Source organism: Sphingomonas sp. MA1305, assembly GCF_016107325.1.
GTDB lineage: Bacteria > Pseudomonadota > Alphaproteobacteria > Sphingomonadales > Sphingomonadaceae > Sphingomonas.
The window spans coordinates 198,155-218,703 of sequence record NZ_RCVT01000005.1; the positions used below are offsets into that span (position 1 = coordinate 198,155).

A 20,549-nucleotide genomic window follows, 5' to 3' on the forward strand; every position below is an offset into this window, starting at 1 on the left:
GATCGCAACCGGGCTGCGGGCAGGGTGGCGGGGCGCGGCGGAACCGGAAGATAGCCGCGCGCGTAGGATCGCAAGAAGGCGGAGGTCTCGACCGTGGATCGTCTGACATCGCTCGAGTTGGCCAATTGGGGTGCCCTCTACCTCGCCACGGGGCTCTGCTGCGCGCTGGCCGCGACGCTCGCCTCGGTCGTGCTCGCGCTCGCGCTCGCGCAGGAGCGGCCGTGGCGCGACATCCGCTCGCTGCGCGCCGCGGCATTGCTGCTCCCGCGTACCTGGTGGCGTTGGCAGAAGCTCTACCTTCTCTCGACGCCGGTCACGCTCGGCGTCGTCGGATCGTTCGCGCTGTCGCTTTCCTGGTAGGGCGATCACAAGTCGAGGCCCGCTGCTAGAAGGTCTCCCACCTGCCCGCGGGTGATGTGCTCCTCGGCGATCTCGATGACCGGAACGACATCGCGCAGCGGCGCCAGCGCCGCCCTGCGCATCGCGAGGCGCTCGCCGGTTGGCTTGCCGAGCGCCTCGATCGCGACGAGCTTGATCTCCCCGGTAAGCCGCGAGCGCGCTTCGACGAGGAAATCGGGGCGACAGCTGCCGAGCGGGGTCAGTCGGTCGAAGATCGGTTTCTCGAGGACGAGGTCGATGCCGGCCCGGTCGAGCGAGCGCCGGGCGGCGAGCAGCGCCTTGATCGCCTGCCGCTCGAACGCGGTGTCGACCGGGATGAAGCGATGGCCCGAGTAGATCGGCTGCGCGTAGGCCCGGAGCGGCGCGTAGCCGTGCGCCTCGGGATATTCGCCGACCACCACGATCACGAGGAACGGCCCGTCGATCGGGTTGGCGCGCGTCGACGGCGACTGGATCCGGTTCGCGATCCGGACGGGATCGCCGCCCGACACGACGATCTCCGAACCCCGGAAGCTGGTGGCGAAGAGCGTGATGAAGCCCTGCGGTGCATGCCCCGCGGGCCAGCGATCCGCGAGCGCGCGGAGCGTGGCGAACGTCCGCCGACCATGGAGCGCAGCGGCATGCGTCCAGAGCACTCGCCCGAGCTCGATCCCCGGCGCCACCTCGACCCGCGCCGCTGCGGTCGCCAGCCGCCGGAACTGGTCGCCGATCGCCGTCTCGCGTTCGTCGGCGAGCGGCGAGCAGCGGTTGAGCCCGGCATTGTCGAGCAGCCGCCATAACAGGCGCGCGAGCCGCGGGATCGATGCCTGCCGGGTGCGATCGTCGCTCGCGGTCTCGTCGGGTCGCTGCGCCAGCTTCTCCGGCGCGGGCTTCAGCACCTCGAACCAACCGTCGGGCGGGTCGGCCGGCGCGTCGGGATGGCGGACCTCGCTCAGGCGGTGCGTGACCTGATCGCGGAAGAAGGGGCAATCTGCCTGGTGCTCGGGTCGCTTCGCGCTGGTCAGGCGGCGGAGGTAGTAGGTCTCCGCTTCCGAGAGGAACGCCGGCGTCAGGATCGGCGGCGGCACATCGCCGGCGAGGCAGTCGCATGCGATCCAGCGCGCCCCGATCCGGGCTTGCTGCACGAGCGCGATGCCTGCCTCCTCGTCGTCGCGCGTTCCCCGCCCGACATACCAGCGGACCAGCGCCGCGCGCAGGACATCCGGGAGCTCGATCCGCCCCGCGCCGGTCCCATCGCTATCCCGTCGGACCAGCCACATGACTCGCCCCGCCTCCCTTTCGCGCAAAGTCTCGATCGACCTTTCCGCGCTTGACAAGCGATTTCTCGACGGACCGACTGGTCCTGTGAACGCTCGGGGAGGGCCACCATGCCGATGAAATCGTCCATTCTCCTGGTCGGACTGATCGTCGCGGCCGCACCGGCAGCGGCCCGGACGCATATCGCGCACCGGCCGGTGCGGACGGTTCAGCTGATCTCGATGACGCCGCCGCCGCCAACGTCCGACGCGCCGGCCGACGTCGGCTCGGGCGACGCCGCGCCGGAGCCGATGGCGGCTCCGCCGCCGGGCTTCCAGACCCACGACCTCAGCCGGCGCTGGGTCGAGTTCCAGATGGCGCAGCGCCTGCAGGGCAGCGCGCCTGCCGTGGCGGCGGCGGGCGATCCGTTCAGGGTGCAGGAGCGTGCGAGCCTCACCGGCACCGTACCAGGCGTCTCGCTTGCCGTGGTCGGCATCCCCGGCTGGATGCAGGCGGTGACCATGCCTGCCGTGTCGAGCACCAGCTTCGCGCCGGGGTGCGACGCTCGGCCCTATCGGCCGAGCGGATTTCTCGCGGTCGGCGCCGAGGCCCGTCGGCTGAACTTCTACGGCATGATGAGCCGGATCGCGTGCGACTACGGCCTGCCGGTCGGGCTGTTCGACGCGATGATCATCCGCGAGAGCCGCTACGATCCCGTCGTCGTCTCGCCCAAGAAGGCGTTCGGCCTGACCCAGCTCATGCCGGGCACCGCCGCCGAGCTCGGGGTCGACCGCTACGATGTGATGCAGAACCTGCGCGGCGGCGCGCGCTATCTGCGCAGCCAGCTCGATCGCTTCGGCCAATATCATCTCGCGCTCGCGGCCTATAATGCCGGTCCGGGCCGGGTGCGTGGTGCGGTTCCTGCGATCCCGGAGACGCGGGCCTATGTCGACGATATCCTGCGCAATTGGGGCCGGCTGAGCGGCTTCGAGCAGTCGGTCGCCGCGCGCCGGCTGACGAGCGACGTGACGGCGTCGCGGGCGAACCTCGCGCGCTCGGCGACGCTGCTGGCCTTCCGTTAGCGGCTTAGAAGGAGAAAGGGTCCGAACTCGCCGACATGCGGGCGCGGCGTTCCAGGATCTGACCGATCTCCTGCACCATCCGGTTGACGACGGCACTCTGGAAATAGGTGCCCCACTCCTGGCGGATCTCCGAGCCGTCCATCCCGTCGAGGTCGTGGAGCGCTGCGATCAGCCGCTGCGGAAGACCGCGGAAGAGGGTGGACAGCATCACCGCGAGTTTCGCGAAGCGTTCGTCCTGCGCGATGGCGAGATCGTCGTTCAGCTCGACCGCGACCATCGCCTCGAACGGATCGATGTCGAGGGCGCGGAGCAGCGCCTGGAACTCGGCCAACGTCATCGGATGCCGTTTCGACGCATCGCGATGGAGGATGCGACCGAGGCGCGCCCGATTGACGCGCGATTTGAGCTCGAGTGCGCGGAGGCTCAGATGCTGAGCCTCCATTTCGTGCTGGATGAGCGACACATAACCCACCCAGCGATCTTCGACGCGGGAACACCCGTCCGCGTCGTCAACGCGGAGAGGTTCCTGCGCCCACGCTACGGACGCCATGATTACCCCCGGACCGATTCGGCCTCAAAGGTAACCAACAGGCTCAAGATCGAGCAACAATTTTATACATCCAGATCGGACGATAACGGAAACGTAACTATCTGATCGGGATCGGCTTCGCCGAGTCGTCTCCGCCCGGCACGGCGCCGCCTTGCGCTGAACTGCTGTCTGCTTCGAGGCGCTCCAGCATCCGCGCGGCGGCGCGTTCGACCGCGTAATCGAAGAGCAGCGCCGACAGCGCATCGGCAGCGCTCGCCTCCATCGCCAGCTCGGCGGCGAGCCAGGCGCGCGCCTTCGCGAGGCAGTCGGCGGCGGCTGGCGACAGGTCGAGGTCGATGCGGATGACGCCGGCGCTGGGCACCGCGGCGAAATGGGCCTGCAACGTCGCCCGTTCGTGCCGTCGCAGCGACAGGAGAAAGGTGCGGCGGCGCGCTTCGACGAGCATTGCCAGCGAGGAAAGCGCGACGACCTCGTTCGAGTGGAGCCGGACCCCCTCGGTCACGAGCCGGAACAGCGGTTCGGAGACTTCGATCATTCGAGCGGTGCGGAACGCTGGCATCCGACCTCTTTCACCTGGACGTTGCTGCGCGACCCGCCGTCGCGCCGTGATGCGCGCCACCGCGCGCGACTCGATCGGACGGTGCGGAACCTATGCAGGCTTCGACCGCGCGGCAATGTCTCGCTCGTGGCGCCGAGCGTCACGGATCCGGGACGCCTTGTCACTCTGGTGATGCGGAATGGGCCGTGGCCGGGACGGGCGTCTCGCATGGGAGCGACGCAACGCGGGTCGATCTGCATAAAGCGCCTCGAACCGAAAGGTTCCGCCGGGTTTCGCATTGTTGGCTCCCGGATCGCGGCGCCAACTCTCCTTGGGCGCGGACAGGCCGCGCCTCCAATCAGGGAGGCATCAATGCAAACCTTGCTGAGGCAGGGCACGCGCATGGAAACGGCGGTCTTCGCGCTCGCCGTTCTCCTGTTCGCGCTCTTGTGGTTCGCGGGGCCGGCCTATGCCGGTGCCGACACCACCTTCAACACGGCACTGACCAAGTTCTCCGACTTCCTCGAAGGGTCGGGCGGCAAGGTCATCACCGTGCTGTCGCTCGCGGGCGGTATCGTCGCGCTGGCGTCGGGCCGCTTCTCCATGGGCCAGATCGCGATCCCGGTCGGCGTCGGTGTCGGCGCCGGGACGGGCATTCCGATCGTCACCTCGACGGTGACGGCGACGATCTGACGCAACGGAACGGGCCGGACGGGGTGGCAGCCCCGCGCCGGACCTGGGGGTGGTGAATGGCAGGCGACAAGTACGCGATCCCGTCTCATCTGGATGATCCCGAGCTGATCGGGCTGTGGACCCTGGATGAGTTCCTGGCGATGGTTTGCCCCTTCGTCTGGGGGATCATGACCCAGCACATTCTCGTCGGCATGGTGATGGCATTCACCGGCTGGTGGGGACTGAAGAAAGCCAAGGCTGGTCGTGCCGCGTCCTGGTTGCTGCATCTCGCCTATTGGCATCTTCCGGCCGGCTTCACCGGTCTGAAGGCCACGCCACCCTCCTACCTTCGATTGATGGCGGGGTGACATGGAACTCAGCTACAGCCACGCGCTGAACCAGCGCGTCCTCCGGCAGCGGAACCTGCTGGTGATCGTCGCCGCCGCGCTCGCCGGCGTGACCGCGCTCCTCGCGCTGCTCGGCATGTCGCGCGACCGCGAAGTGGTGCTCCAGCCGGTCCTGCGCTCGCCGGTGACGATCAGCAGCTCGGGCGTCAGCCGCGACTATCTCGAGATGGTGACGCGCGACGTCGCGGTCCTCACGCTCGATCGCAGCCCGCAGAACCTCGACTATTGGATGAGCCAGGTGCTGGCGATCACCAGCCCGCGCACCCAGGGGCAGGTCAAGGCCGACCTGCTCAAGATCCTGGAAGAGCAGCGCGGCTCCTCGATCGCGCAGTTCTTCACGATCCAGTCGCTCGAGATCGACCCCGCCCACCTCACCTCGGAAGTCAGCGGCGATCTCCACACCGTCGTCGGCGACAAGGTGGTGAGCAACGAGCGGCGCACCTTCCGCTACACCTGGGAATATACCGGTCTGTCGCTGCGCCTGATCGGCTTCGGCATGGTCAGGACCGGCAAGGAGCAGGGCCGATGACGCCCGCACTCGCGACCGGCTGCGCGCTCGCCGGCGGCCTCCTCGTCACCCGCGTCTTCTGCTGGCTCAGCCGGCTGATGGGCGCCGGCCTGATCGGTGCCGCGATCTTCCTCTGGGCCGCCCCCGCGCATGCCGATCAGACGGTGGTCGCCGCCGACAGCGCGCAGGTCGACTGCCAGGCGTCGGCCAAGGACCTCACCCGGATCAGCCTGGTCGAGGACGGGTTCGCCAGCGTCTCGAAGATCACTACCGGCAGCCCGCAGGAGGACTTCTCGGTCGTCAACGAGCCGGTGCGCGGCGACATCTACCTGTCGGTCCCTGAGGGCTTCCGCAAGACCGCGCTCTCGTTCTTCGCGACCAGCAAGCGCGGCTACGTCTACAAGTTCGTCTGCCGCATCGCCGGCGAGCAGGCGGTCCAGGTGTTCGTCTCCAATCCGACGATCGCCAAGGAGAAGAGTGCGCCGGCGAGCACTGCCGCCGCGGCGCCGGTCGGGCCGCAGGAGGCGGCCGTCGGGCTCGTGCAGGCGATGTACGCCAACAGCGTCGCCGACGGCTACGAGATGCGCCAGCGCAGCCTCCGCCCGGTGTTCGTCGGCAAGCTCAAGGTCCAGATGATCGCCGAATATCGCGGGCGCGACCTGACCGGGCGCGTGCTGCGCATCGAGAACACCGGTGACGGCCCGGTCGAGCTCACCGAGCAGACCGTCGCGCCGGCCAGCGCCCTCGCCGTCACTATCGCCGAGCCCAAGCTCGCCCCGGGGAAGGTCACCACGGCCTACCTCGTCTCCCAGAACGCGAGGTAGCCATGGCCTTCTCGGACATCTTCAATCGCCGGCGCAAGCCGCTCGACGGCGGCGAGGGCGCGGACGTCTCGCCGGTCGGCGGCGAACTCGGCGCGAACGAGGCGGTGCGGCGCAAGCAGCGGATGCTGCTCGCCGGCGCGGGCGGGGTCGGGCTGCTGCTCTCCTCCTTCTGGATCTTCGGCGGCGACGACGAGCGCAAGGTGAAGGACCCCAACGGACCCGAGAAGGTCGAGGTCTCGACCGCCGACATGGTCAACCGCAACCTGTCGCAGCAGGAGTGGATGGCGCTGTCCGAGAACCGCTTCCAGTCGACCGAGAACCAGTTGAAGGCGGTCAACGGCCAGCAGGGCCGGGTCGACCAGCTCGCCGCCCAGATCGAGGCGCTGCGCGGGCAGAACCAGGCGATGCAGGCCGATGGCCAGCGCGTGCTCTCGGCCTACCAGTCCGAGAACGAGCAGCTCCGCCGTCAGGTCGCCGACCGCTCGGCGGCAGCGCCGCCGCCAACCCCGGGGCCGAGCGCGATGTACGGCCCGGGCGGCGTCGCGGCCTACCAGCGTCCCGATGCCGCCGGCGGTGCCGCGCCCGCCGATGTGCACGGCGCCGAAGTGAAGATGGTCAGCTTCCAGACCGGGGACGGCGGCACCGCCTCCAAGGTTGGCAAGGGCACGACGGTCTATTCGGACAGCCCCGACTACCTGCCGCCCAACAGCTTCGCCTCGGCCAAGGTCGTCGTCGGCGTCGACGCGAGCGCCGGCGTCAACAGCCAGTCCGATCCGCTGCCGGTCGTCCTGCGTGTCACGGGGCCGGCGCGCTCGGTCTATCAGGACGGCAAGCTGCTGATGACCAAGATCCAGGGCTGCCTGGTCAACGGCGCGGCGCGCGGCGATCTCTCGAGCGAGAAGGTCTACGTCAAGCTGCAGAAGATGACCTGCCCGCAGCCCGGCGGCCGCTACGCGGTGTCCGAGGTCAAGGGCTTCATCGCCTTCGGCGGCAAGACCGGCGTGCGGGGCCGCGTGGTCAGCCGCGAAGGCGCGCTCACCATGCAGGCGTTCCTCGCCGGGTTGGTCAGCGGTGGCGGCAACGCGCTTAATTCGGCGTTCCAGCAGCCGCTCGCCACGTTCAGCCGCGACGGCGACGGGGCGCTGAGCCGGACACCGAGCCTGGGGTCGGTTGGCCTCCGCGCGCTCGGCGCCGGCGCCGCCGAGTCCGGCAAGGACGTCTCCAAATATTTGATCGAGCGCGCCGAGCAGTACCAGCCCGTCATCGAGATGCCGACCGGCATCGACGTCGAAATCGTTTTCCTGGAGGGGGTCTATGTCCGCAACTGACCGTCCGCGCCGAATGCGCGTGCGCGCCGCGATCCTCGCGGTCACCGCCGCCGTCGGCGGTCTCGCCGGGGTGGCGCTCGCCACCAACCTGCGCGCGCCGCTCGACACGAAGGTAGCGACGCTGCTCAAGACGCGGCTGCCCAAAACCGCGTTGTCCCACGTCGACTGCACCAAGGTCGCGGGACTGTGCGAAGTAACCGCCGGCGCCAACCTCTTCTACGTCGACACCGGAGCCCGCTACCTCGTGATCGGCCGGGTCTACGACATGCAGACGCGCCAGGACCTGACCGCCGCGCGGCTGCTCGAGATCAATCCCGACCTCCTCGTCGGCGGCGCCGCCAGGGCGAATGCCGCGGGCCGGACCGGCGACGAGGACGGCGGCCCGCCGGTCCGGCGCGTCGCGGCGGCCGGGGCAGCGGCGCCTGCCGCGCGGCCCGCGATCCTCTCGCTCGACGGGTTGCCCAAGGAGGGGGCGATCGTCTGGGGCAACCCGGGCGGGCGCACCGTCACCGTCTTCACCGATTTCCGCTGCGGCTACTGCCGCGCGCTGTCGAACGTGCTGCGCGGCATGGACGTGCGGGTGGTCGAGCGGCCAATCTCGGTCCTTGGCAGCCGCGACCTCGCCGACCAGGTCTATTGCGCGCGCAACCGGGAGGAGGCGCTCCACGCCGCCTATGCTGGCGAGCCGGTGAAGCGGGTCGCGGCGTGCGACACCGGCGGGCTCGATGCCAACGAACGGTTCGCGCGCGCGCACGGGCTCGGCGCCACCCCCGTGATCGTCCGCAGCGATGGCGAGGTGCTCGAAGGCTACCGACCCAAAGAGGTGCTGCAGGCCTGGATCAAGGGCGCCCGGTCGTGACTGCCCGCCGCGTCGCGCCGCTCGTTCCCTCGCTCGCCGCGCTCGCGCTCCTGAACGGCTGCGCCACGTTCGGCGGCAACGTGAAGGGCAGCTTTTCCTGCCAGGCCCCGGCCGGAGTCTGCGCGCCCTCGTCCACGATCGACGACCGCGCGCTGGCGATGATCTCGGGCGAAGCCGGCGACATGGCGATCCCCGCCGGACCCTATGAGCCGCCGGCGGCGCAACCGCGGCGCGGCGCGATCGCCGCCGCCCGCCCCGCCCAACCCGCCGCCGGTGTCAGCCGGTCGAGCGAGCGGATGCTGCGGATCGTGTTCCAGCCCTATATCGACGATTATGGTCGCCTCCACGAGGCGAGTGCGGTCCGAACGGTGGTCCGCGGCGAATGGCAGGCGGCCGAAGCGGCACTGCCGGTCTCGCCTGCGCTCCGTCCCGGCGAGCCGGCCGTCAGCCTCGCCGAGGCGGTCGAGCGCGGCGATCCGCCGGTCGCCCTGGCCGCGGTCGATCCGGACCTGCCCGACCCGGCCGCGGTGGCCGCGGCCCGCGCCCGTAGGCCCGACCCGGTCGAGGCGATCAAGACCGACGTCGCGGCGCGGCTCGCCGCGCGTCCGCGTCGCCGGGTGATCGCCGGAGCGTCGCCGGCGCCGGTCGCCCGTCAGACCGTCGTCCCGCAGCCCCGATCGTCCGTACCGGTCGCGCCGGCCGCTGCCGCCGCGCCGGCGCGTCCGCCGGCGCTTTCGGCCGAGGCGGCCGCCGCCCGCGTGCGGGGCGACCCGCGATGGAAGAGCGCGGCGACGGCCGCACCCGACGCCGCCCGCACCGCGGCGAGCGCTGCCGCAGGGACGCCGGTCATGCGCGCGACCAGCTTTCCCGGCGTGACGAACGAGGAGAACTGACATGGGCGGCGCATCCGGCCTGGTCGATCGCCTGCTGACCGGAGCGGTCGGCGATACCGCGCGGCCCGAGGGCGACCGCCCCGACCTCGGCGTGCCGATGCTCGCGCATTGGCTGCCCTACCGCAGCTACGATCCCAAGACCGGCATCTTCTACAACAGCGCGTCGCGCGGCTTCGTCATCGAGGCGGCGGCGCTGGTCGGGGCGGACGAGCGGACCGGCGAGATCCTGACCCAGTTCCTGTCCGAGGCGATCCCGAGCCCGGGCTGCCTCCAGTTCCACAACTGGATGAGCCCGCGCGTGAGCGAGCGGCTCTCGAAATGGTATCTGCCGCGCTACTCGGCGAGCGGCGTCTACGAGCGCATGGCCAAGCACCGGGTGGATTTCCTGACCCGCGGGGTCTGGGAGACGCTGTCGGCCGATGCGCCCTTCTGCCTGCGCAACCACCGTGTCGCGATCTCCTATTCCACGCCCGAAGGCTCGAGCGTCGGCACCGAGGAGATCGTCTCGGTCATGGAGGGTCTCATCTCCTGCCTCGGCTCGATCGGCGTCGCCGCACGGCGCATGGACCCGGTCGCGCTGATCGGCTGGATCGACGACATCACCTCGCCGACGACGGCTGCCGGGGACGACGTCGTCAGCTACAATCCGTTCGACCCGATCGCCGACCAGGCGGTGCGGCGCGACATCGAGATGCGGATCGACCCGGACCGGATCCTGCTGCGGACCGAGCGCTTCCGCCCGACCGGCCGCGATGTCGGCGGCGCGCCCGAGATCGGCGAGGTTTATCCCGACACCTTCGACGTCCGCTCCTTCTCGGTCCGCAACCTGCCGCAGCGCTGGGCGCCCTGGGACTGCGCCCGGCTGATCGGCGACATGTTCGCCGACAAGCTGCGCATGCCGTGCCCGGTCGCGACCAATCTCTGTCTCGAATTCCCGGACGCGCAGGCGCTCGCCAGCAAGGCCGGCTTCAAGTTCATGCGGACGACGAGCCTCGCGGATTCGAAGTCGGCGCGCTTCCTGCCGCAGCTGCGCGACCAGAGCCAGGAGTGGAAATACGTCAACGACGAGATCCGGCAGGGCAGGAAGCTCGTCCGGCTGTTCTACAGCGTCACGAGCTTCTCGCCGAAGGGCAGGGGGGACGCCAACGAGCGGGTGCTGAAGTCGGTGTATCGCGCGGCGGGCTGGGACCTGCTCGACGACCGCTACCTCCAGATCATGGGCCTGCTCTGCGCGATGCCCATGACGATGGCCAACGGGCTGGCGAAAGACCTCGCCCGGATGAAGCGGATGCGGACGCTGCTGAGCACGACGGCCGCCAATCTCGCGCCGTTGCAGGGCGAATATCTCGGCGGCCATACGCCGCACCTGCTGCTGATCGGCCGCCGCGGCCAGCCCTTCTTCTGGTCGCCGTTCGAGAATGCCGCCGGCAACCACAATGTCGCGGTCTTCGGCAAGTCGGGCTCGGGCAAGTCGGTCGCGCTCCAGGAGCTCTGTGCCTCGCTGTGCGGCGCCGGTGCCAAGGTCGTGGTGATCGACGACGGGCGCTCGTTCGAGCATTCGGCGAAGCTGCAGGGCGGTGCCTTCGTCGAGTTCACGATGAGCTCGGGCTTCTGCCTCAACCCCTTCTCCATGATCGACGAGGAGCAGGCGAAGGAGGACGAGGACTATCTCCTCGACTGCATGGCCATGCTCAAGGCCATCGTGAACCAGATGTCGCGGCACATGGACCGGCTCAATGACACTGAGCGCGGCCTGATCGACGCCGCGGTCAACCGGGTCTGGGAGGCGAAGGGGCGGCGCGGCTCGATCGACGATGTCATCGCCGCGCTCCAGGGCATCGGCAACGACCTCGCCGAGCACCTCGCGATCGCGATGCTGCCGTTCTCGTCGACCGGCACCTACGGCAAGTTCTTCCAGGGCGAGGTCTCGTTCGAACTGAAGGCGCAGCTGACCGTGTTCGAGCTGTCCGACCTCTCCTCGCGCGAGGAACTGCGGTCGGTGGTCCTGACCGCGATCATGTTCATGTCGCAGCAGATGATGCGCAAGGTCGATCGCGCGATCCCCAAGGCGCTGCTCCTCGACGAGGCGTGGCAGATGCTGCGCGGCGGTGCGATGGCCGAGTTCATCGAGACCTATGCGCGCACCTGCCGCAAATACGGCGCCGCGCTGGTCACCGCGACCCAGTCGCTCAACGACTATTATCGGTCGGCGGGTTCGATCGCAGCGCTCGAGAACAGCGACTGGTTCATGATCCTCCAGCAGAAGCCGGAGACGATCGCCGACTTCAAGAAGCACGATCGCTTCGAGATGGACGACTATACCGATGCGCTGTTGCGTTCGCTCAAGCGCAACGGATTCGAATATTCGGATGTGATGATCAAGGGTCCCGAGACCCTCGCGGTCGGCCGCCTCGTGCTCGACCCGTTCTCGGCGGCGCTGTTCTCCTCGAGTCCGCGCACCTTCGCCGCGATCGAGGCGATGGTCGCCGACGGCCTCGCGATCGACGAGGCGATCGAGCGGATCGCCTTCCCCGACAATCCCGAGAAATGGACCGCCGCCGACGAGCCGGCCGCGGTCGCGGCGGAGTGAAAACGATGGCCACCGTCCTCCAGCGCGTGCCCGCATCCTCGGGTAGGCATCGCCCGCGCCCCGCGATCGACCTGCGCTTCCTTGCCTGGTTCTATCTCCGCGCGCTCGGCTTCGTCGCATCGACGCTGCTCCTCAGCTGGGGCTGCTTCGTGCTTCTCTTCCTCGCGCTCGGCGGGTTCTCGCTCGACGGCATGATGGCGCAGCTAGCGAACCTCGCCGACCGCTACGTCCACGCCGATGCTGCACGGGTCGCGTCGTTCAAGACGATCGTGCTCGTCGCGCAGGCGCTGCTCGCGGCGGCGATCATCGTCCTGCGCCGCCACCATCTTCTCCCGCCCGCCGACGATCGGAGCCCCCGTCATGGCTGACCAACCCGAACTCGACCTGCCGCCACCCCTTCCGCGCCAACCGACGCCGGCGGCGGCGCGCGGCTTCGCCGGCCTCACGCGGGCACAGCTGCTGGTCGGCGTCCTGCTCCTCGGCGCCGCGATCTGGGCGATGTGGGTGACGCGGTCGCTGGCGAGCCCCCATCAGGACAGGATCGTCTCGGCGCGGCTGTCGAGCATCGTCGGCGAGTACGTGACCGCCCAGGCCCGGTCGGCGGCCCCGCCGGCGCAGGTCGAAGCCGAGATGAAGGCGTTCATGGCCGGGCTCGATCGCGAGATCCAGCGCCGCAGCGCGAGCGGCGAGGTCGTCCTGGTCGGCGAGGCGGTCCTCACCAAGAACGTGCCCGATATCACCGACAGCCTGAAGCGCGCGGTCTTCGCGAGCGGCGTGCCGCTGCCGCACCAGGCGTCGGCGGTGGACCTGCAGCGGCTCCAGCAGCAGGCGGCCGCAGTCCAGGCCCTGCCGGCGGCGGCCGGTCCCTATGCCGCGCCCGCCTTCGCCGGCCCCACGGCGCCATTGCCACCCGCGGCCCCGGTCGGTGTGGCAGAACCGGGGGCACCCGCGGCGACCTCCCCCATGCCGACGGCTGCCGTTGCGACCTTCGGAGGTCCCGATGCCGGCGGCAACCGCTGATCGCCGCCCCGCCGCCGGGGGCTGGCGCCCGCGGCCGCGGCTGTGGGCCGCGCTCGGTCTCTTCGTCGCCGGCAGCGTCGCGCTGACCGCGCTCGGCGACTGGCGGGCCCGGCACGCCCTGCTCGTCAATGCCTCGGAATCGCTGCCGAACTGGGCGTTTGTGCTCGATCTCGGCGCGACTCCGATGCGCGGCGACTATGTGTTCTTCGATCCGCCGCCGAGCGCGCTGCTGCGCCGGCACTTCGGAGCATCGCCGCATCCGTTCGGCAAGATCGTCTATGGCATGCCCGGCGACATAGTCAGCCATGCCGGGCCGCTGGTCCTGATCAACGGCCGCCCCGTCGCCCGGATGAAGCCCCGGACCCGGTTCGGCGAGCCGCTGACGCCGGGCGCGACCGGCGCGGTGCCGCGCGGCTGCTACTTCGCGGGCACCCCGCACAAGGACGGGTTCGATAGTCGCTACGCCGAGATAGGCTTCGTCTGCCGGCGGCAGATCGTCGGCACCGGGACGCCGATCCTGTGAGGCGGCTGCTCGCCTCGCTGATCGGTGCCGGCGCGCTCGCGGGTGCGGTGCTCATCGTCGCCACCCAGCGCACCGAAGCGCGCGATTACGGCCGCCTCGGCGCGACGTTCCCGATCGCCGAGCCCGACCTGCTCGCGACGATCGAGTCGCGGCTGCGGGCCGCGCAGGCGTCGGGCGAGATGGCACGGGTCAATGCGGGCTTCGCCAGGCGGGTGGAGGAACGGGTCCGGCGGCCGGCGCCTGTCGCCGGGATCGGCGCGACCGAGGAGGCGCGCAGCTGGACGTTCGATCCGACGGTCGCGCTCGAGCGCGACATTCGCGACCAGAAGGGCAACCTCATCGCGGCAGCCGGCCAGCGCATCAACCCGCTCGATTTCGTCGGTCTGCGCCAGGACATCGTCTTCGTCGACGGCGACGATCCGCGCCAGCTCGACTGGGCGACGCGGCGCTATCCCGAGCTCAAGGCCAAGATCGTCTTCGTGTCGGGCTCGCCGTTCGAGGAAATGACCGCGCGCAAACGGCGCTTCTTCTTCGATCAGGAGGGCAAGCTCACCAATCGTTTCCGGATCGCCCATGTGCCGGCGGTGGTCAGCCAGGCCGGGCGGGTGCTGCGCGTCTCCGAGATCGTGCTGCCGCAGGGGAGGGAAGGGTGATGCCGCTGTGGCTCGACCTTCTGCGCACGCCGATGGCGGCGCCCGAGACCCGCGCGCTCAAGCGTCTCCGGCGCAGCTGGCAGCTGCTCTGCCTGCTCACCGCGGCGACGATCGGGGGGTATGGCCCGCTCCACGCCTGGCTCGGCCAGCGGGCCGCCGCGCTCGCGCTGGGGCTGCTCGTGGCGCTGGTCCTTCACAGCGGGCTCTATCTCGTGCGCAAGCACCGCGCCGACACCGCGTTCCTCCTGCGGATCGGGGAAGGCGCGTGACGCGCTGGCTCCGCCGCGCCGCCGGCATGCTCGGCTTCCTGGTGGCGGCGCTGGCGCTCACGCCGCCGGCGGAGGCGGCGCCGACTTGCACGGGCAAGTTCGTCAATCCGATCACCGACGTATGCTGGTCGTGCCTGTTCCCGCTCTCGGTCGGCGCGCTCCCGGTGTGGCCGAGCAGCCGACCCGACACCAGGAATCCGGTGCTCCCTGTCTGCGCCTGCGGCTCGCCGATCCCGCGCATCGGCATCTCGGTCGGGTTCTGGGAGCCGGCGCGCCTCGCCGACGTGACCATGAAGCCGTGGTGCTTCCCCAATCTCGGCGGCATGCGGATCGCGCCCGGCTTCGACATCGGACAGGGCTATCTCGCCGGACCTTCGATGGTCGGCGGGCGGTCGCAATCTACCGCCAAGTGGCACGTCCACTGGTACGTCTATCCGCTGCTCTACTGGATGGAGATCCTCACCGACTTCGCCTGTTTCGAGCAGGCCTCGTTCGACATCGCCTACATGACCGAGCTCGATCCGCTCTGGCAGGACGATTCGCTCACCGCGATCATCAACCCGGAAGCGGTCGTCTTCGCCAATCCGATCGCCCAGGCCGCCTGCGCGGGCGACTGCATCGCCGGCACCGCGCATCTCCCGCTCGACGAGCTGTTCTGGTGCGCCGGCTGCCAGGGCTCGATGTATCCGCTGAACGGCAACGTCCCCGCCTCGATCGGTCACGTCCAGTCGTCGCGCCTCGCGCTGTCGCGCTTCGCCTACAAGCTCCATCGCGAGGGATTGGCCTGGGGGACGATGGGTTCGAAGGGCCTGTGCTCCAAGTATCTGATGCCGATCATGCGCAAGCAGCAATACCGGTTCCAGATGGTCAACCCGATCCCGACCGTGAGCGGGCGCTTCGCCTGCTCGGCGATCGGCGCCTCGACCCTGCCCCCCGATGCCGGCCGCGCCTACCCCGCCGGAGGCGAGGACATGGGGTATCTCGTCTGGCGCAAACGCAACTGCTGCGCCTTTTAACGGAGGAGAACGATGCGCCTCGCCACCCTCGGTCTCGCCTCCCTCCTCGCCACGGTCGGCCTCTCCGCTCTCCTCGCTCAGACGGTCGACGGCGTCGACCTCGCGGCGGTGAAGAAGCGCGCCGCCGATCTCCAGGCCGACGCGCAGGCGTTCGTCCAGCACGTCAAGGACCGCGGCGACGCGTTTCGCGAGGATGCGGCGAAGAGCCGCGACGACGGGATGGCGAACCTGCGCCGGGTCGCGGCCACCGACCTGCCGACGGGCCCGGCCGGGGCGGTCGACTTCGACGCGATCGTCAAGGGCGCCGCCTCGAACGCCCGGACGCCGTCCGGCGACGCGCCGCAGTTTATCGTCTTCGCCAGTCTGTCGATGCCGCCGGCGTCGCTCAAGCCGCTGATCGCCGATACCGCCCGCGCCGGGGGTGTAGTCGTATTCCGCGGCTTCCCGGCCAACTCGGGCAAGGAATTCGTGGCGCGGCTCGGTCAAGCCGTCGGCAAGGAGAGCACGAGCAGCATCGGGATCGATCCGCGGCTGTTCCGTGCGTTCGACGTGCAGGCGGTTCCGACCTTCGTCGCGGTATCGTCCAGCTTCGATCTGTGCGCCGGCTTCGAATGCCGGACCAGGGTGCCGCCCCACGACCGGTTGGAAGGCAATGTCAGCGTCGACTATGCGCTCGACGCTTTCGCCGGCGGTTCGGGGCCAGGCGCTCGCGTCGCGCAGGTGGCGCTGAAGCGGCTGCATCGCGAGCAGATCCCGTGATCCGGCAATCGCTCCTCGCATTCGTGCTCGGCTTCGTCCTCATGGGGGCGGGTGCAGCGCAGATGACGATCCAGGAGGCGCGCGAGGCCGGCAAGGCGCTCGCCACCGGCAAGCGCGCCGACCAGACCCTCGTTCCCACATCCGACGCGCAGGCGCGGGCCGTCCCCGGCTATAATGGCACAACCCTGCCGCAAAGCGGCTATTTCGACGATCCCGATCGGCTGGCGGCCGACGGACGGGCGCAGTCCAGCACCGACCAGTCCTATCGGGCGGCGACCAACGCCGACCGGACGCGCCCGACGTTCAGCAACGCCGAGATCCTGTCGACGACGGCGCGGGCGACCGGGGTCGAGAACGATCCGACGACGTTTCTCGCCGGCGAGACCATGGGCTCGTCGCAAGGCAGCTGCACGCCGCTGCCGCCGGGGCAGGGCAATCAGGGCTGGTATGAGGCGACGTGCAACAGCGGCACGAAGGTCGAGGAAGGCACTGCGTCGTGCCGTGTGCCGCTCGTCGTCGACGCGACCCCCGGCGTCTCGAAATATATCTATACGTGCGATGCGTTTGCGACGCTGCGGCCGAGCAACAGCGCGCGGCGCTGCGGCAACCTCTTCGTCGCCCCCGTGGCGGGAGGGGTGTGCCGCGAGCGTTCGCGCGAGACCGTCTCCTATCCGGTCTGCCGCCAGGGCAATGCCCGGTTCTGCACCGAGCCCGACATCGAGGAGGGCGAGCGGATCACCTACGAGTGCGACAGCGCGGCGGTCGCGCGGCCTTACACGGTCGAGCAGGTCGGCGGGACGATCACCGAACGGCGCGACGAGAGCCAGTGCGCCGCCGCGCCCGCCAATCAGACCTGCGAGCTGGCCGAGGAAGTCTGCAGCGACCCCGATCCGATCACGCGCACCGTCAACGGCGTGTCGGTCACCAAGGCCTGCTGGGGCTGGGAGCGGCGCTATACCTGCCACCGGCTGTCGCCGGCGAACGATTGCAGTGCGCTGTCGGCGAACGGCCAATGCACCTATCTCCGCGAGGACTGTCTCGATGACCCTCGTTCCGGGCCGTGCAAGGTGGCGGAGAAGGTCTACCGCTGCCCAACGCCGGCCGCACCGGGCAACGATCCCAAACAGTATATCTGCGGCAACGACGTCTACTGCATCAACGGCGACTGCGAGCCGATCGTCCGCGAAGCGTCGACCGAGTTCAAGGATGCGCTGGTCGCGCTCCACGCCGTCGACGATGCGTCCAAAGGGTTCGATCCGAACAACCTGACCGTCTTCTCGGGCCAGCGCAGCACCTGCCACCACAAGCTGTTCGGCCTGTCGAACTGCTGTTCGGGACGCGGCGTGCCGCTGCTGACGCCCTGGCTGTGCGATGCCGCCGAGCAGGACCTCGATCGCAAGGACGACAAGGGCCTGTGCCACAAGGTCGGGTCCTATTGCTCCGACAAGGTGCTCGGCATCTGCGTCACCAAGAAGGAGGCCCATTGCTGCTTCGAGAGCAAGCTGAGCCGGATCCTCCAGGAGCAGGGACGCGCCCAGCTCGGCAAACCGTGGGGAGACCCGAAGAAGGAGCAGTGCACCGGCTTCACGCTCGACGAGTTCGCGCGGCTCGATCTCAGCCGAATGGATTTCACCGAAGTCTATGCCGACTTCATGGATGCCGCGAAGCTCCCGAGCGAAGTCCAGGCGGCCTCCGACATCCAGCAGAAGATCCAGGATTATTATGCCCTACACGGCAAATGACCTGTTCGCGCCGGGCGCTGGCCCAGGAGGCGCCTGGGGTATGACGGTGCTCGAGCTCGCCTTGTTCATGGGCGTGTTCCGCGCGCGGCGCGCCCCTGAGATCGCCGAGCTGGCGCGGGTCGTGAGCGGCTGGTTCGAGCAGCCGATCGCGCCCGAGACGGCCGCGGAGCCGATCGCTCACATGGTCGCGTCCCGCTGGCTCGCGGTCGAAGGCGATCGTCTCGTTGCGACCGGCGAGGGGCGTGCGGCCGCCCGTCCGCTGGTGGCCGGGATCATCCGCATGATCGATCACGGCACGCGGCTGGTCGACGTCGCATTGATGATGACGGTGCTGCGGCTCGGCCAGGGGGAGCTCGACGATGCGCCCGATGGTCAGTGAGGCGGCCGGCCAGTCGCGACGCCGGGCATCGCGTGTCCGGCTTGATGCCCGGGCCTACGCTGCGCGCCGGACGGCACCCATCCGCCCAAACCAGGCGCGTCCGTCTTTCCCGCTCCCACCCCATTCCGCATCCTGCCTGCCGACGTCGGCCGAGGAGATTATGCCATGAAGCTCGCTCCGCTCTCGCTGCTCGTGTTGCTGCTCGCCGGACCCACGCCCCCGGTGGTCGCGCAGGATCGATCGACCGAAGCCGCCGGCGTCGAGCGGGCGGATCGCGGTGATGACTTCTACTGCGCGGAGCGCCGGCTGGGGCAGTGGTTCTACTGCACCCGTCCGAAGGCCGAGCCCAAGCCGGAGACGGCCGCCCCCGAGTCGAGCGTTCCCGAGCCGAGCGCGACCGAGCGGATGGCGGCGATCAAGCAGGAGCTCGACGAACTCAAGGCGAAGGCGATCCTCGATCCCTCCGAGGCGAACGTGGTCGCCTATGTCCGCTTCCAGCGCGAGCAGCTCGATCGCGCATCGACTTTCTCGGACACCTGGCAGCGTGCGCTCTGGCAGAACCCCGACATCGACTACACGCTGCAGCGCCCGGTCAACACGGTGGCCAAGCGTGCCTGGCTGGACATCCGAAAGGTCGATCGCGACCAGGTGCTCACCAATCTCGGCAAGCGCTACGGGCTGTTCTACTTCTTCGCGCAGAGCTGCGCCGCGTGCGAGGTGTTCTCGCCGATCCTCCGCTCGGTCGCCGACAGCCACCGCATGGCCGTCATGGCGGTGTCGATGGACGGCGGCCCCAACCGCGACTTCCCGCGCTACGTCGTAGACAGCGGCCAGCGTGCGCGGATGGGCCTCCAGGGCAACGAGACGCCGGCGCTGGTGCTCTTCGACACCGCCACCAAGCGCACGATCCCGGTCGGCTACGGCATCCTCAGCGCCGACGAGGTCATGGAGCGCATCTTCATGCTGACCAACACCAAGGTGGGGAGCGACTATTGATGGCCAACGATTCTCTGCGCCCGCGTCGTCGCTCGCGCTTCGGCCGGCGTGCTCGCCACCTCGTCGCGCTGGTCGCGGCGTCGCATTTCGCGCTCATCAACGTCGCCCATGCGGACGTGGGCGCCGAAATGAATAGCTTCTTCAACGACGCCGGCGGCGCCGCCAACGTCACCGGCCCGACCGCCTTCCAGGGCCAGTCGGCCGGCTATTACTCGCTCGGCAACGTGTGGACGCGGTTTCCGCAGAAGAGCGTCAGTCCGTTCAACCTCCAGCTGCCGAGCGCGCGCGCCGGCTGCGGCGGGATCGACCTGTTCTCGGGCTCCTTCTCGTTCATCAACGCCAGCGAGATCGTCGCCATGCTGAAGGCGACGGCGAACAATGCGCTGGGGTTCGCCTTCAAGCTCGCGATCGACAGCGTCTCGCCGGAAATCGGCAAGGTGATGGACGAGTTCAGCCAGAAGGCGCAGCTGCTCAACCAGATGAATATCTCGAGCTGCGAGACCGCGCAGGCGCTCGTGGGCGGCATCTGGCCACAGATGGAGACGACGCGCTCGACGATCTGCGAGGCGGTCGGCAACAGCCAGGGCGTGTTCTCCGACTGGGCGGCCGCCCGCCAGGGCTGCAACAACGGCGGGCAGCGCGACGGCACGATCGCGGGCAACACCGATCCGCGGATGAAGGACCAGCTCGTCGGCGAGCCGCACAATTACACCTGGGAGGCGCTAAAGAAGAGTTCGAAGTTCGGCGCGTTCGACCAGAGCTTCTCGGAATACGTCATGACGTTGGTCGGCACCATCGTCACGACGCCGCCCACCGGCAGCGACACCGGGCCGAAAGTCGTCATTTACGGGCCGGCCGAGGAGGCGGTGGTGACCGCGCTGCTCGACGGCACCGCGAACGCGCCGACGGTCAAGATCCTCAAGTGCAACAACGATCCCTGCACCGACGTCGGCGAGCAGACGCTCAACATCGCCGAGGCGTCGGCGCTCCGGCCGCGCATCTCGGCGATGATCAAGAGCATGAGCGGCAAGATCAGGAGCGATTCCGCGCTGACCGCGCCCGAGAAGCAGCTGCTCAACATGGCGACGGTGCCGCTCTACAAGATCCTCGCGGTGCAGGCCTATGCGCATTATGCGCTGACCGACGGCGAGATCCAGACGCTGTCCGAGATCGTCGCGGTCGACCTCCTCAATGCGATGGTCGACAACATGCTCGACCGGGTCGAACAGGCGAAGGTCTTCTACCAGACCGCCGACCAGGAGACCGCGGCGCAGTGGCGCCAGCAGATCACCGCAACGCGCGCCAA

General features: G+C 69.3%; 24 protein-coding genes. 21 read left to right on the forward strand and 3 right to left on the reverse strand.

Annotated elements, in window-relative coordinates:
• The first annotated feature begins 93 nt into the window (after positions 1-93).
• Positions 94-360 (forward strand): hypothetical protein, encoded by a 267-nt coding sequence (locus D9601_RS17555; protein WP_198355368.1) that lies wholly within the window; start codon positions 94-96, stop codon positions 358-360.
• A 5-nt stretch (positions 361-365) separates the two neighbouring features.
• On the opposite strand, the gene D9601_RS17560 is transcribed toward D9601_RS17555, so the two are convergent.
• Positions 366-1,658, reverse strand: coding sequence for a hypothetical protein (locus tag D9601_RS17560; RefSeq protein ID WP_198355369.1), 1,293 nt, complete (start codon positions 1,656-1,658; stop codon positions 366-368).
• 108 nt (positions 1,659-1,766) lie between these two features.
• Here D9601_RS17560 and D9601_RS17565 point away from each other — a divergent pair, with 108 nt between their 5' ends.
• On the forward strand, positions 1,767-2,717 hold the full coding sequence (locus D9601_RS17565; protein WP_232474355.1) for a lytic transglycosylase domain-containing protein: 951 nt from the start codon (positions 1,767-1,769) through the stop codon (positions 2,715-2,717).
• A 4-nt stretch (positions 2,718-2,721) separates the two neighbouring features.
• Here D9601_RS17565 and D9601_RS17570 read toward each other — a convergent pair whose 3' ends face one another.
• Both D9601_RS17570 and D9601_RS17575 read right to left on the reverse strand, forming a co-directional pair.
• The gene (locus D9601_RS17570; RefSeq protein ID WP_232474356.1) at positions 2,722-3,054 is read right to left on the reverse strand and encodes a hypothetical protein; all 333 of its coding nucleotides are present in this window, start codon (positions 3,052-3,054) and stop codon (positions 2,722-2,724) included.
• 310 nt (positions 3,055-3,364) lie between these two features.
• Positions 3,365-3,802 (reverse strand): hypothetical protein, encoded by a 438-nt coding sequence (locus tag D9601_RS17575; RefSeq protein WP_198355371.1) that lies wholly within the window; start codon positions 3,800-3,802, stop codon positions 3,365-3,367.
• A gap of 375 nt (positions 3,803-4,177) precedes the next feature.
• Between D9601_RS17575 and D9601_RS17580 the strand changes: the two genes are divergently transcribed.
• From D9601_RS17580 to D9601_RS17670, 19 genes are all read left to right on the forward strand, one after another.
• Positions 4,178-4,498, forward strand: a complete 321-nt coding sequence (locus D9601_RS17580) for a TrbC/VirB2 family protein (RefSeq protein ID WP_198355372.1) — start codon at positions 4,178-4,180, stop codon at positions 4,496-4,498.
• Positions 4,499-4,554: 56 nt separating this feature from the next.
• Positions 4,555-4,845 carry a type IV conjugative transfer system protein TraL gene (gene traL / locus D9601_RS17585; protein ID WP_198355373.1) on the forward strand — a complete coding sequence of 97 codons (291 nt, stop codon included), beginning with the start codon at positions 4,555-4,557 and terminating at the stop codon, positions 4,843-4,845.
• Position 4,846: 1 nt separating this feature from the next.
• Positions 4,847-5,413 (forward strand): type IV conjugative transfer system protein TraE, encoded by a 567-nt coding sequence (locus D9601_RS17590; protein ID WP_198355374.1) that lies wholly within the window; start codon positions 4,847-4,849, stop codon positions 5,411-5,413.
• Entirely contained in the window at positions 5,410-6,216 is an 807-nt protein-coding gene (locus D9601_RS17595) for a type-F conjugative transfer system secretin TraK (protein ID WP_198355375.1), read from the forward strand. The genes D9601_RS17590 and D9601_RS17595 overlap by 4 nt, the downstream gene beginning before the upstream one ends.
• A 2-nt stretch (positions 6,217-6,218) precedes the next feature.
• The gene (locus tag D9601_RS17600) at positions 6,219-7,544 is read left to right on the forward strand and encodes a TraB/VirB10 family protein (RefSeq protein ID WP_198355376.1); all 1,326 of its coding nucleotides are present in this window, start codon (positions 6,219-6,221) and stop codon (positions 7,542-7,544) included.
• Positions 7,531-8,403, forward strand: coding sequence for a DsbC family protein (locus tag D9601_RS17605; protein ID WP_198355377.1), 873 nt, complete (start codon positions 7,531-7,533; stop codon positions 8,401-8,403). Before D9601_RS17600 ends, D9601_RS17605 begins: the two co-directional genes overlap by 14 nt.
• On the forward strand, positions 8,400-9,296 hold the full coding sequence (locus D9601_RS17610) for a conjugal transfer protein (protein WP_332838049.1): 897 nt from the start codon (positions 8,400-8,402) through the stop codon (positions 9,294-9,296). The genes D9601_RS17605 and D9601_RS17610 overlap by 4 nt, the downstream gene beginning before the upstream one ends.
• A 1-nt stretch (position 9,297) precedes the next feature.
• The gene (gene traC / locus D9601_RS17615) at positions 9,298-11,886 is read left to right on the forward strand and encodes a type IV secretion system protein TraC (protein ID WP_198355378.1); all 2,589 of its coding nucleotides are present in this window, start codon (positions 9,298-9,300) and stop codon (positions 11,884-11,886) included.
• Positions 11,887-11,891: 5 nt separating this feature from the next.
• Positions 11,892-12,254, forward strand: a complete 363-nt coding sequence (locus D9601_RS17620) for a hypothetical protein (RefSeq protein ID WP_198355379.1) — start codon at positions 11,892-11,894, stop codon at positions 12,252-12,254.
• A complete protein-coding gene (locus D9601_RS17625; protein WP_198355380.1) occupies positions 12,247-12,906 on the forward strand; it encodes a TrbI F-type domain-containing protein in 660 nt (219 codons plus the stop codon). Before D9601_RS17620 ends, D9601_RS17625 begins: the two co-directional genes overlap by 8 nt.
• Positions 12,887-13,429 carry a S26 family signal peptidase gene (locus D9601_RS17630; RefSeq protein ID WP_198355381.1) on the forward strand — a complete coding sequence of 181 codons (543 nt, stop codon included), beginning with the start codon at positions 12,887-12,889 and terminating at the stop codon, positions 13,427-13,429. Before D9601_RS17625 ends, D9601_RS17630 begins: the two co-directional genes overlap by 20 nt.
• Positions 13,426-14,082 carry a type-F conjugative transfer system protein TraW gene (gene traW / locus D9601_RS17635; RefSeq protein ID WP_198355382.1) on the forward strand — a complete coding sequence of 219 codons (657 nt, stop codon included), beginning with the start codon at positions 13,426-13,428 and terminating at the stop codon, positions 14,080-14,082. Before D9601_RS17630 ends, traW begins: the two co-directional genes overlap by 4 nt.
• Complete coding sequence (locus D9601_RS17640; RefSeq protein WP_198355383.1) at positions 14,082-14,351, forward strand: hypothetical protein; 270 nt, start codon at positions 14,082-14,084, stop codon at positions 14,349-14,351. The genes traW and D9601_RS17640 overlap by 1 nt, the downstream gene beginning before the upstream one ends.
• A 26-nt stretch (positions 14,352-14,377) precedes the next feature.
• A complete protein-coding gene (gene traU / locus D9601_RS17645) occupies positions 14,378-15,367 on the forward strand; it encodes a conjugal transfer pilus assembly protein TraU (RefSeq protein WP_198355413.1) in 990 nt (329 codons plus the stop codon).
• Between the two features lie 12 nt (positions 15,368-15,379).
• Positions 15,380-16,126 (forward strand): type-F conjugative transfer system pilin assembly protein TrbC, encoded by a 747-nt coding sequence (gene trbC / locus D9601_RS17650; protein WP_198355384.1) that lies wholly within the window; start codon positions 15,380-15,382, stop codon positions 16,124-16,126.
• Positions 16,123-17,868: a conjugal transfer protein TraN gene (locus D9601_RS17655; protein WP_198355385.1), complete on the forward strand. Its 1,746-nt coding sequence runs from the start codon at positions 16,123-16,125 to the stop codon at positions 17,866-17,868. Before trbC ends, D9601_RS17655 begins: the two co-directional genes overlap by 4 nt.
• A 40-nt stretch (positions 17,869-17,908) precedes the next feature.
• Positions 17,909-18,247, forward strand: a complete 339-nt coding sequence (locus D9601_RS17660; RefSeq protein ID WP_198355386.1) for a hypothetical protein — start codon at positions 17,909-17,911, stop codon at positions 18,245-18,247.
• Positions 18,248-18,412: 165 nt separating this feature from the next.
• Positions 18,413-19,243 (forward strand): conjugal transfer protein TraF, encoded by an 831-nt coding sequence (locus D9601_RS17665; protein ID WP_198355387.1) that lies wholly within the window; start codon positions 18,413-18,415, stop codon positions 19,241-19,243.
• A 68-nt stretch (positions 19,244-19,311) separates the two neighbouring features.
• Positions 19,312-20,549, forward strand: a 1,238-nt coding sequence (locus D9601_RS17670) for a conjugal transfer protein TraH (protein ID WP_198355414.1), incomplete at its 3' end; no start/stop codon positions are given.

Coding starts and splice junctions, on each gene's coding strand:
- D9601_RS17570 (WP_232474356.1), bottom strand. CDS start 3,054: ATGACGTTGGCCGAGTTCCAGGCGCTGCTCCGCGCCCTCGACATCGAT.
- D9601_RS17560 (WP_198355369.1), bottom strand. CDS start 1,658: ATGTGGCTGGTCCGACGGGATAGCGATGGGACCGGCGCGGGGCGGATC.
- trbC (WP_198355384.1), top strand. CDS start 15,380: ATGCGCCTCGCCACCCTCGGTCTCGCCTCCCTCCTCGCCACGGTCGGC.
- D9601_RS17660 (WP_198355386.1), top strand. CDS start 17,909: ATGACGGTGCTCGAGCTCGCCTTGTTCATGGGCGTGTTCCGCGCGCGG.
- D9601_RS17665 (WP_198355387.1), top strand. CDS start 18,413: ATGAAGCTCGCTCCGCTCTCGCTGCTCGTGTTGCTGCTCGCCGGACCC.
- D9601_RS17620 (WP_198355379.1), top strand. CDS start 11,892: ATGGCCACCGTCCTCCAGCGCGTGCCCGCATCCTCGGGTAGGCATCGC.
- traU (WP_198355413.1), top strand. CDS start 14,378: ATGCTCGGCTTCCTGGTGGCGGCGCTGGCGCTCACGCCGCCGGCGGAG.
- D9601_RS17580 (WP_198355372.1), top strand. CDS start 4,178: ATGCAAACCTTGCTGAGGCAGGGCACGCGCATGGAAACGGCGGTCTTC.
- D9601_RS17565 (WP_232474355.1), top strand. CDS start 1,767: ATGCCGATGAAATCGTCCATTCTCCTGGTCGGACTGATCGTCGCGGCC.
- traC (WP_198355378.1), top strand. CDS start 9,298: ATGGGCGGCGCATCCGGCCTGGTCGATCGCCTGCTGACCGGAGCGGTC.
- D9601_RS17625 (WP_198355380.1), top strand. CDS start 12,247: ATGGCTGACCAACCCGAACTCGACCTGCCGCCACCCCTTCCGCGCCAA.
- D9601_RS17640 (WP_198355383.1), top strand. CDS start 14,082: ATGCCGCTGTGGCTCGACCTTCTGCGCACGCCGATGGCGGCGCCCGAG.
- D9601_RS17630 (WP_198355381.1), top strand. CDS start 12,887: ATGCCGGCGGCAACCGCTGATCGCCGCCCCGCCGCCGGGGGCTGGCGC.
- D9601_RS17605 (WP_198355377.1), top strand. CDS start 7,531: ATGTCCGCAACTGACCGTCCGCGCCGAATGCGCGTGCGCGCCGCGATC.
- D9601_RS17595 (WP_198355375.1), top strand. CDS start 5,410: ATGACGCCCGCACTCGCGACCGGCTGCGCGCTCGCCGGCGGCCTCCTC.
- traL (WP_198355373.1), top strand. CDS start 4,555: ATGGCAGGCGACAAGTACGCGATCCCGTCTCATCTGGATGATCCCGAG.
- D9601_RS17590 (WP_198355374.1), top strand. CDS start 4,847: ATGGAACTCAGCTACAGCCACGCGCTGAACCAGCGCGTCCTCCGGCAG.
- D9601_RS17600 (WP_198355376.1), top strand. CDS start 6,219: ATGGCCTTCTCGGACATCTTCAATCGCCGGCGCAAGCCGCTCGACGGC.
- D9601_RS17575 (WP_198355371.1), bottom strand. CDS start 3,802: ATGATCGAAGTCTCCGAACCGCTGTTCCGGCTCGTGACCGAGGGGGTC.